General features: G+C 69.7%; 11 protein-coding genes. 7 read left to right on the forward strand and 4 right to left on the reverse strand.

Annotation, left to right across the window (positions count from 1 at the left end; all coding sequences use genetic code 11):
- Positions 1 to 23: 23 nt before the first annotated feature.
- Positions 24 to 1,094: a ribosome small subunit-dependent GTPase A gene (rsgA, locus tag ACTHK2_RS12410; RefSeq protein ID WP_440246032.1), complete on the forward strand. Its 1,071-nt coding sequence runs from the start codon at positions 24 to 26 to the stop codon at positions 1,092 to 1,094.
- A 206-nt stretch (positions 1,095 to 1,300) separates the two neighbouring features.
- Here the strand turns inward: rsgA and ACTHK2_RS12415 are convergent, their stop codons facing one another.
- Positions 1,301 to 3,457, reverse strand: a complete 2,157-nt coding sequence (locus ACTHK2_RS12415) for a choice-of-anchor Q domain-containing protein (RefSeq protein WP_440246033.1) — start codon at positions 3,455 to 3,457, stop codon at positions 1,301 to 1,303.
- A gap of 97 nt (positions 3,458 to 3,554) precedes the next feature.
- Between ACTHK2_RS12415 and ACTHK2_RS12420 the strand changes: the two genes are divergently transcribed.
- From ACTHK2_RS12420 to ACTHK2_RS12440, 5 genes are all read left to right on the forward strand, one after another.
- Entirely contained in the window at positions 3,555 to 4,811 is a 1,257-nt protein-coding gene (locus tag ACTHK2_RS12420) for a flavohemoglobin expression-modulating QEGLA motif protein (RefSeq protein ID WP_440246034.1), read from the forward strand.
- A gap of 75 nt (positions 4,812 to 4,886) precedes the next feature.
- Positions 4,887 to 6,200: an amidohydrolase gene (locus ACTHK2_RS12425; protein ID WP_440246035.1), complete on the forward strand. Its 1,314-nt coding sequence runs from the start codon at positions 4,887 to 4,889 to the stop codon at positions 6,198 to 6,200.
- Positions 6,201 to 6,328: 128 nt separating this feature from the next.
- Entirely contained in the window at positions 6,329 to 8,620 is a 2,292-nt protein-coding gene (locus ACTHK2_RS12430) for an NADP-dependent malic enzyme (protein WP_440246036.1), read from the forward strand.
- 279 nt (positions 8,621 to 8,899) lie between these two features.
- On the forward strand, positions 8,900 to 9,910 hold the full coding sequence (locus ACTHK2_RS12435) for a choice-of-anchor Q domain-containing protein (RefSeq protein WP_440246037.1): 1,011 nt from the start codon (positions 8,900 to 8,902) through the stop codon (positions 9,908 to 9,910).
- A gap of 78 nt (positions 9,911 to 9,988) precedes the next feature.
- A complete protein-coding gene (locus ACTHK2_RS12440) occupies positions 9,989 to 10,516 on the forward strand; it encodes an ECF-type sigma factor (RefSeq protein ID WP_440246038.1) in 528 nt (175 codons plus the stop codon).
- Between the two features lie 15 nt (positions 10,517 to 10,531).
- On the opposite strand, the gene ACTHK2_RS12445 is transcribed toward ACTHK2_RS12440, so the two are convergent.
- From ACTHK2_RS12445 to ACTHK2_RS12455, 3 genes are all read right to left on the reverse strand, one after another.
- Positions 10,532 to 13,417, reverse strand: coding sequence for a protein kinase domain-containing protein (locus ACTHK2_RS12445; protein WP_440246039.1), 2,886 nt, complete (start codon positions 13,415 to 13,417; stop codon positions 10,532 to 10,534).
- 169 nt (positions 13,418 to 13,586) lie between these two features.
- A complete protein-coding gene (locus ACTHK2_RS12450; RefSeq protein ID WP_440246040.1) occupies positions 13,587 to 14,525 on the reverse strand; it encodes a glutaminase in 939 nt (312 codons plus the stop codon).
- Between the two features lie 237 nt (positions 14,526 to 14,762).
- Positions 14,763 to 15,941, reverse strand: coding sequence for a glycoside hydrolase family 18 protein (locus tag ACTHK2_RS12455; RefSeq protein WP_440246041.1), 1,179 nt, complete (start codon positions 15,939 to 15,941; stop codon positions 14,763 to 14,765).
- 206 nt (positions 15,942 to 16,147) lie between these two features.
- On the opposite strand from ACTHK2_RS12455, the gene aceE reads away from it, so the two are divergent.
- On the forward strand, positions 16,148 to 18,547 hold a 2,400-nt coding region (gene aceE, locus ACTHK2_RS12460; protein ID WP_440246042.1), incomplete at its 3' end, for a pyruvate dehydrogenase (acetyl-transferring), homodimeric type.

Consider the following 18,547-nt stretch of genomic DNA (forward strand, 5'->3'; position numbering starts at 1 on the left):
TGGCCTTTGCTAGAATCCGGCCGATGCCGATCGATGATCCCCAACAGCGCCTCGCCCGCATCGGCTGGCGTACGCAGGTGCTGCCGGAGGACGTCGATGCCGCCGCGATCGCGCGCGTCGTCGCGCAGCACCGGACCGGCTACCAGCTGCACGACGGCGACGAGACCTTCAACGCGCAGCCGGCCGCGCGCTTCCTCAAGCGCGATTTCGCCCCGACCGGGCGGCCCGCGGTCGGCGATTTCGTCGTCGTCGCCGCGGGCACGCCGCCGACGATCGAACGCGTGCTGCCGCGGCGCACCGAACTCAAGCGCGGCGCGGCCGGCGAGAGCCACCAGCGCCAGCTCATCGCGACCAATGTCGATGCGGTGTTCGTGCTGAGTGGCCTCGACCATGACTTCAACCCTGCGCGCATCGAGCGCTACCTGGTGCTGATCCAGGGCAGCGGCGCGACGCCGGTGCTCGTGCTCACCAAGGCCGATCGCGCCGACGGAGTCGACCTTGTCGCCGACGACCTGCGGCGGCGCGTGCCCGGCGTCGAAGTGCACGCGATCAATGCGAAGTCGGCCGGGAGCGTGGCACCGCTGCTCGCCCATCTCGGGCCGGGGCACACCGCGGTGCTCGTCGGCTCGTCCGGCGCGGGCAAGTCGACCTTGACCAACACGCTGCTCGGCGAGTCGCGCCAGGCGACCGGCAGCGTGCGCGAGCACGACAGCCGCGGTCGCCACACGACGACGCACCGCGCGCTGATCCTGCTGCCGAGTGGCGGTTGCCTCATCGATACGCCCGGCATGCGCGAACTCAAACTCACGGGCGAGGAGCAGATCGACCAGGGCCAGTTCGCCGACATCGACGAACTCGCGCAGGCTTGCCGCTTCGGCGACTGCATGCATGCGAGCGAGCCCGGCTGCGCGGTGCAGGCCGCGCTCGCCGATGGCCGCCTCGATCCGGATCGCTGGCGCAACTACTTGAAGCTCCGCGACGAACTCGCCGCGACCGCCGATGCGCTCGAGGCGCAGATGCGTCGCCGCAGCGAGGCGAAGGTGCTGACGAAAGCGCTCGGCAAGCGCCTCAACGAGAAGTACGGCCGCCACTGAGCCGCCTTCCGCGCGCCGGCTTTTCGTAGAGCGGCCAGCCGCGATGCCCTTCGTCCGCACGAACGAACGCATCACGGCTGAAGCCGCTCCCACAGAAGAAAATTCCCGAGTAGGGCGGATCAAGGCGCGTCAGCGCCGGATCGCCGCTTCGCGCATCGATCCAGCCCTGGCGGAAGCCGATGCTGTCTCGGCCCTAGGCCCTCACCTCATGGCACCGTCGTCCCGTGGGCCCGCACCATGAACGCGCCCGGCAGCACGACGTATTGCGGGTCGTCGTTGCGCGTGCCGAACGGTGCGGAGGCGAGGTCGTCGATGGTCGCGGCGATGTCGGGCGCGTAGAAGAACCATGAGTCGTGGCCGGAAGCGCCGGTGTCGACGCGTGCCGGCCTGTCGGCGCCGCCGTCGAGCTTCGCACTCGCGCCGACGAAGAAGCCTCCCTGCACGTACGTCGGTGGCAGGTCGACGACGAAGAACGTGTCGTTGAATACGTCCGGCGTCGCGGTCGCGCTAGCCACCGCATGTGCATTGCGCGGGTCGCCGTCGCCGTCGTCGTCCTCGAGCAGCCAGAACGTGACCGAGCCGTTCGCGAGCGAGGGGAACGTCGGGCCGAACGCGACCGAGATGCGCGTGACGATCTCGCCGCCGGGTGCCGCAGCGAAATAGTTGCCCCAGAGCATGTCCGGATCGAACGTCGACGGCGGTCCCTGGTTGGTATCGCCATCGCCGTCGTCGTAGGCGTGGTCGATCGCGATCGGCACGATGGGGCCGTCGAAGCCGTCGGCGAAGATCGTGTCGGCCGGAGGTTGCTGGGTTTCGAACGCGCCGATGTCGGCGGCGGCGCCCGATACGCGCGCGAACACGCCGCCGCGCTGATCGGTCACGAGCGCGGCGGGGTTGCCGCCGGCGTCGAGCGCGGGGCTGCCGGCGCCGAGCGCACGCGTGCGCGTCGGGCCGCCGTTCCAGGCGAGCGGGAACAGCAGCGGGTCGGCGTCGATCGTGTCGCTCGGCAGCGACACGTTCGCGGCGGCCGCCTGGACGAGGTTGTTCGAACCGGTCACGGCGAGCGGCGACTGGATGTCGAACGTCGCGATGTCACTCGGCTCGGGCGGCGAGCAGGTCTCGCAGACGGTGTTCGCCGCGAAGATCGTGCTCATGATCGACAACGGCTGGGACGCGTCGGCGAACAGCAGGCCGGCGCCGCTCGTGACGGTGCTGAAATTGGATGTCACCGTGCTGTTGGAGATCGTCACGGGCCGCACGGAGTACACGCCCGCGCCGCCGTCGGCCGTATTGCCGTCGATCGTGCTGTTGATGATGGCGAGCGCGGTGTCCTGCGGCGGCGGCGGTTCGCCGTAGACGCTGAACAGCGCCTTGTGCAGGCCGCCGCCGTGGCCGTCGGCGACGTTGCCGTCGATGGTCGAGCCGCTGATCGTCGCGGTGCCGCGCACGTAGATGCCACCGCCGTTGGCGTTTTCGCCGTCCAGCGTCGCCGTGATCGTGTTGCCGGAGATCGTGCTGTCGACGAGCGACAGCTCGCCGCGCGAATAGAGCCCGCCGCCGACGCTCGCGTAGCCGTCGTAGGACGCGTACGGCGCGGTCACCGAATTGCCCGAGATCGTGCTGCGCACGAGCGTCGCACCGTCGCTCGCGTACGCACCGCCACCCGCGCCGGTGCCGTGTGTGCCGGTCGCGGTCAGGGTCGAGTTCGTGATCGAGCTGTCGGTCATCACGAGGGTCGTCACGTCGACCGCGCCGCCTAAGACGAGCGAGTAGGTTCCGCTCGCGTGGCAGTTCGTGACGGTGACGCGATTGAGCGCGAGCGTGCCGCCGAAGCCTTCGATGCAGGCCGCGAGGCTGCCCGCGTAGCTGCCGTTGGCGATCGTGAGGTCGTTGACGGTGAACGTGCCGGTGTTGCTCGAGAATCCGCCGATCACGAGCACCTGCGACTGGCCGCCCGCTTCGATCGTGAGCGCATGGCGCCCCGGGCCCTGCAACGTCACGTCGTAGAGGTGATGCTCGCCGAGCACGCTCGTGTCGAGTGGGCCCTGGGTCAAGGTGATCGTGCTGCAGGTGAGCGCGGAAAGGTCGACCACGTCGCCTTCGGCTGCGCTGGCGAGGACGCTGCGCAGGCTGCCCGGGCTGTCGTCGTCGAGGCAGTGGGTCACCGGCAGCGTCGCGCCGCGCGGGGCCGGCGCATGCGGGGCGCGCGCGTGCGGCGGGCGACGCCGGGCTTCGAGGCGCAGCGCATGGCGCGCCGAAACGCCCTTCGTCGGCGTGGCCGGTACGGCGGCGTCGACCGGCAGGGCGCAGGCGAGCGCCGCGGCGAGCGGGACGGGACGGAGCAGGCGAAGGTGGCGCGTCATGTCGATCTCCCTGTGGCGTGACGCGGACCCCCCCGGTCACCACGGCCCATCGTGCAAGAGGTCTGCTAAGGTTGCGCTGAACGAAGCATGGGTGGACATGGCTGCCGTTGCCGCGGATCTGCATGCGACGCTGGACGCGCGCCTCGTCGAGGCGACGCGCGGCATCCGCCTGCTCGATTCGGTGAGCTGGCCGGCATCGATCGAACTCGGCTTCATCGCGGCGTGGAAGGCCGGGCGCGCGAAGCTGCCCGAGGTGGCCTACCCACGCCTCGACTTCGGGGATACGCGCGCGAAACTCGACGCGATCTCCGCCGCCGCCGACGCCGCGCACCCGGTCGGCGACTACATCCGTCGCACCGCCGAATCGTGGCGCGTCGCCACCGACCTGCTCGAGGCGATGGGCACGCCGGCGGTCACCGCGCACTCGGCCAAGCTGTACGGTCTGCCCGGCGACCGCGTGCCCGGCGCGACCCTCACCAACGTCGACGCGGCGCGCCACTTCATCGCGATCGCCGACGAGTACAACAGCGGTGCGCCGCTCGACGAGATCGAGACGCGGATTCCCGCCGAGTTGCTGCGCATCGAACTCAAGCAGCGGCTCGACGGCTTCTTCGGCGTCGATGCGATCCGCGTCGAGGTCGACCCCGAGCTCATCGCCAAGGCGGCTGCCGGCGCGACCCGCATCCGCCTGCGCTCGGCGACGACGTTCTCCAACTACGACCGCGACCAGCTGCTCGCGCACGAGGCGTTCGTGCATTCGCTCACCGCCTTGAACGGCCGCGCGCAGCCGCATCTCAAATCGCTCGCACGCTCGTCGCCGCGCATCACCGCGACGCAGGAGGGGCTCGCCGTGTTCGCCGAGCTCATGTCCGGTTCGATCGACATCTCGCGCATGAAGCGCATCAGCCTGCGCATCCTCGGCATCGACATGGCGATCCGCGGCGCCGATTTCATCGAGGTGTTCCGTTTCTTCATGGATGCGGGACAGAGCGAGATCGACAGCTTCACCTCGGCGCAGCGCGTGTTCCGCGGCGCGCCGGTCGGCGGCGGTGCGGCGTTCACCAAGGACGCGGTGTACCTGCGCGGCCTGCTCTCGGTGCACACGTTCTTCCGTTGGGCGCTGAAGAACCAGCGCATGGCGCTGTGCCGCAACCTGTTCGCGGGGAAGTTCGCGCTGCACGACGTGATCGCGCTGGAACCGCACTTCGCCGACGGCTACATCGCGCAGCCGCGCTACCTGCCGCCGTGGGTGCAGCACGCGCACGGCCTCGCCGGCATGCTCGCGTTCTCGCTGTTCGCCAACCGCATCCGCGTCGACCGCGTCGAGGCGGACGATCTCGTGCTTGGCCTTTGAACGCGCGCCGGATATTTTGCATCGCTCATCCGCCGCCGCTTCGCGGCGACACGCCACCTCGAGGAAAATCCGAACGTGAAAAACCCGCTGCTCGCCGCCGCCTTCGCGACCGCCTTCGCGGCGGCGCCCGCCCACGCCGCCGACGACGCGCGCGCGCAGGTCGAACCGCTGCTGCCGCGGATCACCGCGTGGCGGCGCGACCTGCACCAGCATCCGGAACTCAGCAATCGCGAGGTGCGCACGTCGAAGCTCGTCGCCGCCGAACTGAAGAAGCTCGGCCTCGAGGTGCGCACCGGCATCGCGAAGACCGGCGTGGTCGGCATCCTCAAGGGCGGCAGGCCCGGGCCGAAGCTCGCGATCCGCGCCGACATGGACGCGCTGCCGGTCACCGAGGAAGTCGACCTGCCGTTCGCGTCGAAGGCGAAGGGCGAGTACATGGGCAAGACCGTCGGCGTCATGCACGCATGCGGCCACGACGCGCACACGGCGATGACGCTCGGTGTCGCCTCCGTGCTCGCCAGGCAGCGCAAGGACCTCGCGGGCGAAGTCATGTTCGTGTTCCAGCCGGCCGAGGAAGGCGCGCCCGCGGGTGAGGAGGGTGGCGCGCCGCTGATGGTCAAGGACGGCGTGTTCAACGACTTCAAGCCGGACGCGGTGTTCGGCATGCACGTCGTCAGCGCCTACCCGGTCGGCGACGTCGCCGTTCGCGCGGGCGGCGCGATGGCGAGTTCGGACACGTTCCGCATCACCGTGCACGGCCGCCAGGCGCATGGCGCGACGCCGTGGAAGGGCGTCGACGCGGTCGTCACCGCGGCCCAGATCGTGACCCACGCGCAGACGATCGTGAGCCGCCGGCTCGACATCAACAAGGATCCGGCGGTCGTCACGTTCGGCGTGTTCAACGGCGGCCAGCGTTTCAACATCGTCTCCGACACCGCGCACCTCGAAGGCACGGTGCGCGCGTTCGACGAGGACATGCGCCAGCAGGCCCTCGCCGCACTCAAGGACATCACCGAGCACGTCGCCGCCGCGAACGGTGCGACTGTCGATGCGGAGATTCCCGCGCCGGGCAGCAACCCGGTCAACTACAACGATCCCGCGCTGACCGCGCGCGTGTGCGCGAGCCTCGAGGCGGCGGTCGGCCGCGAGCACGTGCTCGAGGCGCAGCGCTGGACGGCGTCGGAGGACTTCCCGCAGCTCGGCCAGGGGGCGCGCGCGCCGAGCGTCTACTTCTTCGTCGGCGCGACGCCGGTGGGACAGGACCCGGCTGCCGCGCCGACCAACCATTCGCCGAAGTTCTTCCTCGACGAGGGTGCGCTCGGCGTCGGCACGAGCGCGATGCTGCAGGCGGCGCTCGACTTCCTCGGCAGCGATACGGCGCGCCCGTAGCGCGGTCCGCGAGCCCGTTCGGTGCGGCCCCGTGCCGCGCCGATCGGCGCCAGGCCGGCGTCGGCGCGATGCTATAGTCCGGTGATCCCATTCCATCCGCGCGGACATCGGCGCGCGCCGCCCGACCCATGTCGACCATCGAAGAACTCAAGAAGGCAGCCCTCGATTACCACCGCAAGGCGCCGGCCGGAAAGATCAAGGTCACCCCGACCAAGCCCGTCGTCACCCAGCGCGAACTCTCGCTCGCCTATTCGCACTGCGTCGCAGCCGCGTGCGAGGAAATCGTGCGTGACCCGTCCGAAGTCGCCTCGCTCACCGCGCGCGGCAACCTCGTCGCGGTCATCACCAACGGCACCGCGGTGCTCGGCCTCGGCAACATCGGCCCCCTCGCGGCCAAGCCCGTGATGGAAGGCAAGGGCGTGCTGTTCCAGAAGTTCGCCGGCGTCGACGTGTTCGACCTCGAGATCGCCGAGAACGATCCGGACAAGCTGGTCGCGATCATCGCGAGCCTCGAGCCGAGCTTCGGCGGCATCAACCTCGAGGACATCAAGGCGCCCGAGTGCTTCGAGGTCGAAAAGAAGCTGCGCGAGCGGATGAAGATCCCGGTCTTCCACGACGACCAGCACGGCACCGCGATCATCGTCGGCGCCGCGCTGGTCAATGCGCTGCACGTCGCCGGCAAGGACATCGGCAAGATCAAGCTCGTTTCGACCGGCGCCGGCGCGGCGGGCATCGCCTGCCTCGACATGCTGGTCAGCCTCGGCGTGAAGATGGAGAACGTGTGGGTCGCCGATCGCCTCGGCGTGGTCTGGAAGGGCCGCAAGGAGGAGATGGACCCGAACAAGTGCCGCTATGCGCGCGACACCGACGCGCGCACGCTCGACGAGATCATCGACGGCGCCGACGTGTTCCTCGGTCTCTCCGCGCCGGGCGTGCTCGAGCCCGCGATGGTCGCGCGCATGGGCGAGCGGCCGATCATCCTCGCGCTCGCCAACCCGACGCCGGAGATCCTGCCCGAGGAAGCACGCGCGGTGCGCCCGGACGCGATCATCGCGACCGGCCGCTCGGACTACCCCAACCAGGTCAACAACGCGCTTTGCTTCCCGTACATCTTCCGCGGCGCGCTCGACGTCGGCGCGACCACGATCAACGAGGCGATGAAGATCGCCTGCGTGCACGCGATCGCCGCGCTCGCGCGGCGCGAGGCGAGCGACGTCGCCGCCCGCGCCTACGGCGGCCGCACGATGTGCTTCGGCCCGGACTACATCATCCCGCAGCCGTTCGACCCGCGCCTGATCGTCGAGCTCGCGCCCGCGGTCGCGCGCGCGGCGATGGAATCGGGCGTGGCGACGCGGCCGATCGCCGACCTGCGCGCGTACACCGAGAAGCTCAACGAATTCGTGTTCCGCACGACGTTGCTGATGAAGCCGGTGTTCGCGCGCGCGAAGGCCGAACCACGGCGCATCGCCTACGCCGAGGGCGAAGAGGAGACGGTGCTGCGCGCGGTGCAGCATGTCGTCGATGAAGGCATCGCGCGACCGATCCTCATCGGCCGCCCTTCGGTGATCGAGTCGCGCATCGAGCGGCTCAGCCTGCGCATCCGCCCCGGCGTCGACTTCGACCTGTGCAACATCGAAAGCGACCCGCGCTTCAAGGACTACTGGACGCTCTACCACGAACTCATGCAGCGCAACGGCGTGACGCCGGAAAGCGCCAAGCAGATCGTGCGTTCGCGCGCGACCGTGATCGGCGCGCTCATGCTCCGCCGCAACGAGGCGGACGGCCTCATCTGCGGCATCGTCGGCCGCTTCCACAAGAAACTCGGCTACCTGCGCGGGATCATCCCGCTCGACCCCGGCGTCGCCTCCATGTCGGCGATGAGCGCGGTGTTCAACGAGCGCGGCGTGTTCTTCTTCCTCGACACGCACGTGGCGATCGACCCCGATGCCGAGCGCATCGCCGAGGCGACCGCGCAGGCGACCTTGCGCCTCAAGTATTTCGGCATCGTACCGAAGGTCGCGATCCTGTCGCACTCCAACTTCGGCAGCCACGAGGACGCGAGCGCGCTGAAGATGCGCCGCGTGGTCGAGCTGCTGCGCGAGCGGCTGCCCCGGGTCGAGATCGAAGGCGAGATGCACGCCGACACCGCGCTCAACGCGGAGGTGCGCGAACGCCTGTTCCCGCACTCGCGCCTGTCCGGCGGCGCGAACGTGTTCGTCTGCCCGAACCTCGATGCGGCCAACATCGCGTTCAACATGACGCGCGTGATGACCGACGGCGTCGTGATCGGCCCGATCCTCATGGGGCCATCCAAGCCCGTGCACGTGCTGACGCCCGCGGCCACCGTGCGGCGCGTGTTCAACATGACCGCGCTCGCGGTGGTCGAAGCGCAGATCCGCGCCCAAGCGACGGGCCGCTAGCAGGCTGTCGAAAAACAGCCTGCGGACGCGATCCAGTTGTTGAATCGCGGAAGCGAGTTCGGACTCGCTGAGTTGAAAAAGCGCTGGATCGCGCCTTTTTCAACATCCTGCTAGCCCGTGGCCCCGCGCGCCGCCTTCCCCCGTGGACGAGCGAGGAACGGCGACACGGCGGCGGGCGACATGGCGGACAGGCGACGCGGCAACGCCGGATGGGCGGCAAGGCTCGGTGCGTGCGCGGCGCTCGCTGGCGCAGCGCCGGCGCACGCGCTCGTGCATTGCGTGGACACGGCCGCTGAACTCCAGTCCGCGCTCAACGCGGCGGCGGCGAGCAGCGCCGATGACGCGATCCACGTCGTCATGGGCGTCTACGCGCCGACCTCGGTGAACGGCTTCTTCGCCGAGCTTGATGCGCCCGGTGACCTCGACATCAGCGGTGGCTGGTATCCCGGCTGCATCGCGCGCCTGCGCGGCGCGCGCAGCACGATCGACGGCCAGGGCCTGCGGCCGGGCATGGTCCTCCTCGGCACCAGCACGTCCGAAGGCCACCTGTCGGTCAGCCACCTCAACTTCGTCGACGGACTCGGCGACGGCATCCATGCCGGCGGCCTCACCGCCAATCCCTACGTGGCCGTGCATCTGGACGTGACGATCGACGCGAACCGCTTCGCCGGCAATGAAGCCGTCGACAGCATCAACGGCGGTGGCGGGGGCTTGCGCACGGTGGCGGATGGCACGCTGGTCATCAGCAACAACGTGTTCGTCGACAACTACGCACGCAACTGGGGCGGCGCCGCACTGCTGCACTGCGAGGGGCTGCTCGCGCGCATCGTCGGCAACACCGTGACCCGAAACGAGGCGTCGACCGGCAGCGCGACCGACGCCTCGGGCGTGTACATCGGCGGCGACTGCCTGGTCGAGGTGGCGAACGACATCCTCTGGAGCAATACGGGGCTCGATCTCGCGCTGTACGCCGAGGGCGCGCGCCTCCATCACAACGACCTCGCCGGCCTCGGCGGCGGCGAGGCGCCGGCCATCAGCGTCGGCAATGTGCAGGTGAATCCGCAGTTCGTCTCAGCCACCAACCTTCGCCTGCGTCGGAGTTCGCCGTTGATCGACGCCGGCTACGACACGCCGATCGACGGGCTCACCGCCTTGGACGCCGACGGCGGCCCGCGCCTCGCCGGTCCGCACGTCGACATCGGCGCCTGCGAGCTCGACCGGTTGTTCGATGACGGCTTCGACCCGTTGTTCAGCCCGGCAGCAGCGTCGGGCGGCCTCCTGTTCCCGTAGTCGGGCCGATCGCCTGGCCGTGTGGGACGAGGGATCGCCGCCGTCCCCGGCTGCGGCGAATTCCTGCACAATCGGCGCATGTCCGAGCCACCGACAACGACGCACGACCAAGCCGTCGAACTGCTGGTCGAAGTGTTCTACGCGGACCTGCAGCGCCTCGCGCAGCGCGAGCGCGGCCGCGTCGCCGCGCCGGCCGAAACGCTCGGCACCACCGCGCTCGTGCACGAGGCCTACCTCAAGCTCGCGCGTCGCAGCGTGTTCACCGACCAGGCGCATTTCCTCAATACGGCGGCGCTGGCGATGCGGCAGGCGCTGGTCTCGCACGCGCGTTCGCGCATGCGCGTCAAGCGTGGCGAGGGCCGCGGCACGGTCGACATCGATTCGGTCGACATCCTCGCCGAGAGCGACGAGCGCGTAGTGGCGCTCGACGAAGCGCTCGGCACGCTCGAACGCGTGTCGCCGCGACTCGCGCGCGTCGTCGAGTGCCGCTATTTCGCCGGCTACTCGGAGAAGGAAACCGCGCTCGCGCTCGGCATCGCCGAGCGCACCGTGCAACGCGACTGGGTGATGGCCAAGGCGTTGCTGTACGAGGCGCTCGGGGTCTGATTCCCCGGTATCCGCTCAGCCGCGCGCGAGGCGTGCCCGCAGGCGTTGCAACGGTGTCGTGTAGCGCGCCGACAGGGCCGTGTGCGCGGCTTCGATCGCCGCAGCCTGCTCGACGTAACTGACGGCCTGTGCCCGCCGGCCGCGAGCGAGTTCGCATTCGGCGAGGGCGAGCTGTGCCTCGGCTATCTTCGGGCTCGCGGCCGGGTACAGGTCGTTGCGCGTCGCGAGCGCTCGTTCGAGCAACGGCTGCGCCGCCGTCGCATCGCCGCCGCGCAACCGCGCCAGGCCTTCGATCAGGTCGCCATCGGCGGCGAGCGAACGCAGGTAGGGCGCGAGATCGCCGCTGCCCGCGCGCGCGCTCGCAGCGCCGGCAAGGCGGACCGCGTCGTCCATGCGGCCGGCTCGCAGCTCGAGTTCGGCCCGGTAGAGATCGCGCTGCAGGCTCGCGACCACGATGGCGGCGGAGCCCGCACCCGTCGCCGCGAAGGCGTCGAGCAGCGACCGTGCATGGTCCAGATCGTCCTCGTCGAGTGCGAGGCGGATGCGCAGCAGCGCATTCCTTCCGTTCGGCGGCTGCTGCAGCCTTTGCCGCTCGGCGGCTGCCTCGTCGAGACGCTGCAGTGCCTGTGCCGTCCGCCCTGTTTCGATCGACACCTCCGCAGCGCGATCGAGCGCGGCGGCCAGGTTGCCGACCATCGGCGCGAACGCATGCGCCTGCGCGAGGTTCGCGTCCGTGTCGGCCGCCGCGATGTCGAGTTCGCCCGCGCGCAGCTCCGCGTAGATGCACGACTGCATCGCGACCATGCCATGCACCGCGTCCTTGTCTCCCAGCACGCGCTGGACCGCGAGCCGGGTCTGCCGCGCCTGCGACAGCCCTTCCTTGATGCGGTCCGATTCGGCCAGGACCAGCGTGAGCATCGAACGCGCACGGATCGCATCGGCATGGTCTTCGCCATTGATCGCCATCGAAACTTCTAGCGCCTGTCGCGCGGACGCCTCCGCCCGCGTGTAATCGAGCAGGTCGCGTTGCGCGGAAGCCAGCAGGTAGTAATAGGTCGGCAGGTTCGCGTTCGGCACGCCCTCTGTGGCGCGCGACATCGCGATCGCGCGATCGAGCGACAGGACCGCCTCGTCCGCCCGGTGCATGCGGTATTCGTTCATGCCTTGCGCATACAGCGCTTCGGCGAGGCTGGCGGACGGCGGGAACGCGCCGAGGATGCGCACCGCACGCACCGCCTCGTCGTGCGCGCGCGTGAGATCGGATCGGTGCGCGAACGCCGCGTTCATCAGCAACCGCCCGCGCTGGACCGAGCGGGCATCCCCGCGCCGGTCGAGGATCGAGCCGATGTCCTGCAGGACCGGCTCGACGTCCTTGAACGCGCCTGCGGCGAACATCGAGGTGGCCAGGTCCAGCAGGTCGTCGACGTGCTCGTGCGAATCGCCGCCGAAGATCGATGCGCTCAGTGCCGCCGCCTGCCCGCGGAACCGCCGTGCCTGGTCGTGCAAGGCGAGATCCTCATGCAGGCTGCCGAACGTGCGCAGCAGCGCGAGTTTCGCCTCGGGCGCATCGGCAAGACCAGCATCGATGCGGCCGGCACCGATCTCGAGCAGCTCGCGCGCGGTGGTCTGGCGCGCCTTGACGGGATCCTTCTGCCGGCTCGAATTGGTCTTGAACAGGTCGATCATGAAGCCCTGCACGGCCTCGGCCTGCTTCGCCGCCGCGCGCGCCTGCCCGGCCTGCCAGGCGACCGCGAGCGCAGCCAAGGCCAGCGCGACGAACAATACGGCTGCACTCGCCAGCGGCAACCAGTGGCGGCGCAGGAAGCGGCGCGCCACGTAGGCGCGCGCACCGGATCGTGCGAGCACCGGCTGGTGCGCGCGATGGCGGCGGATGTCGTCGGCGAGCGCGCGCGCATCCGGGTAGCGCTGGTCGGCCTCACGCCGCAGCGCCTTGGCGACGATCGCATCAAGGTCGCCGCGCAAGAGGCGCTTCGGCACGGGCGAACCCGCATCCGCGATGCGGCTCGGCCGGGGCAATGGTTCGTCCAGCAGGCGCTTGACCGCCGCCGGCATCGGAGCCTCGTCGCCGGCCCATGGCCGCCGCCCGGTCAGCATCTCGAACAGGATCACGCCGAGTGCATACACGTCGGTTGCCGTGCTGATCGCGCCGCTGGCGAGCTGCTCGGGCGCCGCATACGACGGCGACAGGTATACCGTGCGAGTGTGCTCGGGCCCGTCGTGCGAATCGATCAGCCTCGCGATCCCGAAGTCGAGCAGCATCGCCTGGCCCGCTGCCGTGACGAGGATATTCGATGGCTTGAGATCCCGATGCACGACGAGGTGCATGTGCGCATAAGCGACCGCGTCGCAGATCTGCATGAAGAGGTCGAGGCGCTCGGCGAGCGTCAACGCGTGCGCCTGCACGTAGTCGACGAGATGCTCGCCTTCGACGTATTCCATGACCATGTACGCGGTGCCGTCCGCGGCGACACCGCCGTCGTGGAGTCGCGCGATATGCGGATGCACGAGCGCCGCAAGGATGTCGCGTTCACCCGCGAAGCGCTCGCCGAGCGCGCCGTGAGCGTGCGCGATCAGTTTCAGCGCGGCCTGCTGGCGGAACCCGCCTTCGCTGCGCTCGGCCAGCCACACCTCGGCCATGCCGCCACGGCCGAGCGGCCGCAGCAGCCGGTACGCGGCGATGGATTGGCCCGGGGCATAGGCGCTCGCGAGCGGATCGGGCGGCGAACGTTCGATCGCGCCGCGATCCAGGAAACCCGTATCGCACGCGGCCAGGTGCAGCAGGTGTTCGACACGTTCGCGCAGCGCGGGCCGGTCGGCGCAGGCATGATCGAGGAACGCGTCGCGACGGTCCGCGGCTTCGGCCAGCGCTCGCTCCAGCAAATCGTGAACTTCGTTTGCCCGTGGCGTGGACGGCATCGCGTACCCCCTGCTCGGCCCGTCCAGCATAGCGGCGACGGCGCTCGTGGCGTGTGCCGCCTGCTATACGCCGGAACGTGCATGCGCCCGCCATGGCGCCGCGCCATGCCGGTCGCAGCACGCCTCGCGCCTGTCAGCTGCGAGGCGTGTCGGCAGCGAAGATCGACGCGCCGATCGCGGCGGCGAAACGTTCGATCGCCGCGGCTGCGGCGATGGAGTTGCCGTTCGCATCGAGCCCAGGGGCCCACGCGCATACGCAAAGGCGGCCGGGCACGATCGCAACGATGCCGCCGCCGACGCCGGTCTTGACCGGCAGGCCGATGCGGCAGGCAAGGTCGCCGGCGGCGTCGTAGGCGCCACAGGTGAGCATCAGCGCGGCAATGCGTCGTGCGGCGAGCGCGTCGACGACGCGCTCGCCTGGTGGCTGCACGCCGTCGGCGGCGAGGAACAGGCTCGCGCGCGCGAGCTCGCGGCACGACATCGCGATCGCGCATTGCGCGCAGTACGCGTCGAGCACCGCGCCGACGTCGCCGTGCAGGTTGCCGAAGCTGCGCATGAAATGCGCGATCGCCGCGTTGCGGTCGCTGTGCTCGCGTTCGGAGCGCGCGACCTCGCCGTCGATCGCGACGTTCGCCTCGCCGAGCAGGCGATGCACGAACTCGAGCACCGCGCGCTCGGGCTGCAGGTAACGCCGGCACAGCACGTCGGTGACGACGAGCGCGCCGGCGTTGACGAACGGGTTGCGCGGCACGCCGCGTTCGCGCTCGAGCTGCACGAGCGAGTTGAACGGCGTGCCCGACGGTTCCCGGCCGACGCGTTGCCACAGCGCGTCGCCTTCGCGCTGCAACGCGAGCGCGAGCGCGAACATCTTCGACAGGCTCTGGATCGAGAAGCGCTGCTCGCTCCCGCCGGCGCCGTGCACGTGGCCGTCGACCGTCGCGACCGCGATGCCGAATTGCGCGCGCGGCACGCGCGACAGCGCCGGGATGTACGAGGCGACGTCGCCTTCGTCGAGCAGCGGGCGCACGTCGGCGGCGATGTCCTGCAGCAGGGTCGGAAGGTCGAGGGTCATGGCGAGCCGTTCGCGGGAGCGCGCAGGCTACGCGATCGGGGGCAAGTCTTGCAGCCGTCAGGATGGTGCGCAGTGGCGCCGGACATGCCGGCGTGCGACAAGGCCGGCGCGCGGCGCGGCGGGTAGGGTGGGACGCAGCGGTGCGAGGCACACCGGCCTGCAGCGACGCGCGGCCGCGAGTCCCACCGTGAGCCACCACACGCCACGCCCCCATCCCCCGGCGAGCCAAAGCCCCGCCTATTGCAGATAGCTCCCCCGCAACGCATCGAGCAGCGGGTCACGCGAACCCGGCGGATTGGCGGCGACATGGCCCTGGCCGATCGTCCAGATGATCACGCCGCCGATGCCGTGCGCTTTCGCGTATGCGCCCTTGTCGGCGACCGATTGCGCGTCGTCGTAGCTCAAGAAGTTGCAGGCCTGCGGGCCGACGCCCGCGACCGACGAGAGATAGGGCACGTGTGCGGTCGCGTCCCACTGGCGCGTCGTCGCCACCGGATACTGGGTCGCGATCGTCGCGTAGCTCATCGTGCCGTCGCTCGACGAGATGCTGCCGCCATCCTGGTGAGGACCGGTCACGCCCTGCCAGCAGTAGCCGTAGAACGCGAGGCCGATGCCGAGCTTCGATGCCGGCACGCCGGTCGGCAGGAAGCCGAGGCGGACGCTGACGTCGACCGCCGAGGGCGCGCTCGCGGTCGGCGGGTCGGTGTTGTAGAGCGCCGAGTTGTGCCAGCTCTGCCAGCCGTCCCAGCCCTGCGAAGCGGCGCCCGCCATGTCGTAGGTCATGATGTCGATGCGGTCGAACAGCGGCGCGATCTCGGCCCAGAACGGATCGGGTTCCATGTAGTTCGGGTTGAACCAGCCGACCGGCACGGTCAGCAGCATGTGCGGGCGCGCGCTGCGGAGCGCCGCGGCGAGCGCCTGGAAAGCGGGCTTGTCGCCGTCTTCGAGCGGCTCCCAGTCGAGGTCGAGCCCGTCGAGACCGTACTGGTCCATGCGCCCGAGCAGGTTCGCGACGAACGCCGGACGGTGCGCAGCATTCGCCGCATCCCGCCAGCCGTCGACTTCGCCGGCACCGCCGACCATGAGGATCGCCTTGCGCCCCGCGGCGTGCGCTGCTTCGACCGCCGCGTGGGCGAAGGCCGGCCCGTTCACGTCGTCGATGTCGAAGTCGTTGCTGACCACGCCGCCCGCGAGCGGGCGCACGCGGCCGACCATGAGGTGCGTGACCGCATCGAACGGGATGTCCGCGGGCGCGAGCAGCGCGCGTTCGTATCCGACGTAGTAGCCGAGTACCCAGCGTGCCGGTTCGAAACCGTCGGCGAAGATCGCGTCCGCGGCGCATGCGCGCGGCGGGGCGGCGAAGCCGGCGATGGCCGCGATGACGATCGCGGCGAGAGCGGGGTTCGCGTTGCGCATGGCCGTTCTCCTCGTGGGTGCAACTCCCGGTACGCCGGATCGCGACGATACCAGCCAGTGACCGCGATCCATGCGCCCGTGCGCCACCGCACGGCTGCGCAGCATGCAAGCGGCGCGCCGGACGACTAAACTGGACAGCCCGCGGCGTCGTCGGCGCCGCCCGCGGTCACAGCGCAGCGCGCCCGCACGCTGCATCGAGAGTACGCATGAACCAGCTCAACGACATCCTCGACCAGGACCTCGACCCGCGCGAGACGCGCGAGTGGACCGAGGCGCTGCACGGCGTGATCAGGGCGGACGGCACCGACCGTGCGCACTACCTGCTCGAGCGCATGGTCGAAGAAACGCGTCGCGCCGGCGGCCACCTGCCGTTCGCGCCGACGACCGAATACATCAACACGATCCCCCCCGAGCGCGAAGCGCACATGTCGGGCGATCCGAACATGGAATGGCGCATCCGCTGCCTGATCCGCTGGAATGCGATGGCGATGGTCGTGCGCGCGAACCGCAAGCCGGGCGAACTCGGCGGCCACATCGCGAGCTTCGCCTCGAGCGCGACGCTGTACGACGTCGGCTTCAACCACTTCTGGCGCGCGCCGGGCGCCGAGCACCCGGGTGACCTCGTGTTCCACCAGGGCCATTCGAGCCCGGGCATCTATGCGCGTTCGTTCCTCGAGGGACGCATCGGCGAGGAGCAGCTCGACCTGTTCCGCATGGAGGTCGAAGGCCGCGGGCGCGGGCTGTCCTCGTACCCGCATCCTTGGCTGATGCCCGAATACTGGCAGGTACCGACCGTCTCGATGGGCCTGGGCCCGCTGCAGGCGATCTACCAGGCGCATTTCATGAAATACCTCGAGCACCGCGGCCTGATCGCGCCGAGCGACCGCAAGGTCTGGTGCTTCATCGGCGACGGCGAATCGGACGAGCCGGAGACGCTCGGCGCGATCTCGCTCGCCGGGCGCGAAGGGCTCGACAACCTCATCTTCGTCGTCAACTGCAACCTGCAGCGCCTCGACGGCCCGGTGCGCGGCAACGGCAAGATCATCCAGGAACTGGAAGGCGTGTTCCGCGGCGCCGGCTGGAACGTGATCAAGACGATCTGGGGCAGCTACTGGGACCCGCTGCTCGCGCGCGACACGACCGGCAAGCTGCGCCAGCTCATGATGGAAACGGTCGACGGCGAATACCAGAACTGCAAGGCGTTCGGCGGCAAGTACACGCGCGAGCATTTCTTCGGGAAGTACCCGGAAACCGCCGCGCTCGTCGCGAACCTTTCCGACGACGACATCTGGCGCCTCAACCGCGGCGGCCATGACCCGCACAAGGTGTACGCCGCCTACCACGAAGCGACGAACACCAAGGGCATGCCGAGCGTGATCCTCGCCAAGACGGTCAAGGGCTACGGCATGGGCTCGGCCGGCGAGTCGCAGAACCCGACCCACCAGCAGAAGAAGCTCGACGACGATTCGGTGCGCCACTTCCGCGATCGTTTCCAGATCCCGAGTCCCGACGACAAGCTCAAGGACGTGCCGTACTACCACCCCGGCAAGGACTCGCCGGAGGTGCAGTACATGCTCGAGCGGCGCCGCGCGCTCGGCGGCTTCCTGCCGCAGCGGCGCACGAAGAGCTCGTCGATCGCCGTGCCGGAACTCGGCGCTTTCGAGCAGATCACCAAGGGCACGGGCGAGCGCGAGATCTCCACGACGATGGCGTTCGTGCGCGGCATGAACCTCATGCTGCGCGACAAGGCGCTCGCGCCGCACGTCGTGCCGATCGTCGCCGACGAGGCGCGCACGTTCGGCATGGAAGGCATGTTCCGCCAGATCGGCATCTACGCGCCGTTCGGCCAGAAGTACAAGCCGGTCGATTCCGACCAGCTCATGTACTACCGCGAGGACCAGAAGGGCCAGGTGCTGCAGGAGGGCATCAGCGAACCGGGTGCGATGAGCGCGTGGATCGCCGCGGGCACGAGCTACTCGGTCAGCGACGTGCCGATGCTGCCGTTCTACATCTACTATTCGATGTTCGGCTTCCAGCGCATCGGTGACCTCGCCTGGGCCGCGGGCGACATGCGCACGCGCGGCTTCCTCGTCGGCGGCACCGCCGGGCGCACCACGCTCAACGGCGAAGGCCTGCAGCACGAGGACGGCCATTCGCACCTGCTCGCCGGCGCGATCCCGAACTGCCGCGCGTACGACCCGACCTTCTCCTACGAGGTCGCGGTGATCCTGCAGGACGGCGCGCGCCGCATGCTGCAGGAGCAGGAGGACGTCTACTACTACGTCACCGTGATGAACGAGAACTACGTGCATCCGGACATGCCGGCCGGCGTCGAGGCCGACATCGTCAAGGGCATGTACCTGTTCAAGGACGGCGGCAAGCCGAAGAAGAACGAGCCGCGCGTGCAGCTGCTCGGTTCCGGCACGATCCTGCGCGAGGTGATCGCCGCGGCCGAACTGCTCGAGAAGGACTTCGGCGTCGCGAGCGACATCTGGTCGTGCCCGAGTTTCTCGGAACTTCGCAAGGACGGTTTCGACGCCGAGCGCTGGAACCGCCTGCATCCGATGGACAAGAAGCCGCGCAAGGCGCACGTGACCGCGTGCCTC

This window comes from Dokdonella sp., assembly GCF_051958935.1.
Lineage (GTDB): Bacteria > Pseudomonadota > Gammaproteobacteria > Xanthomonadales > Rhodanobacteraceae > Dokdonella_A.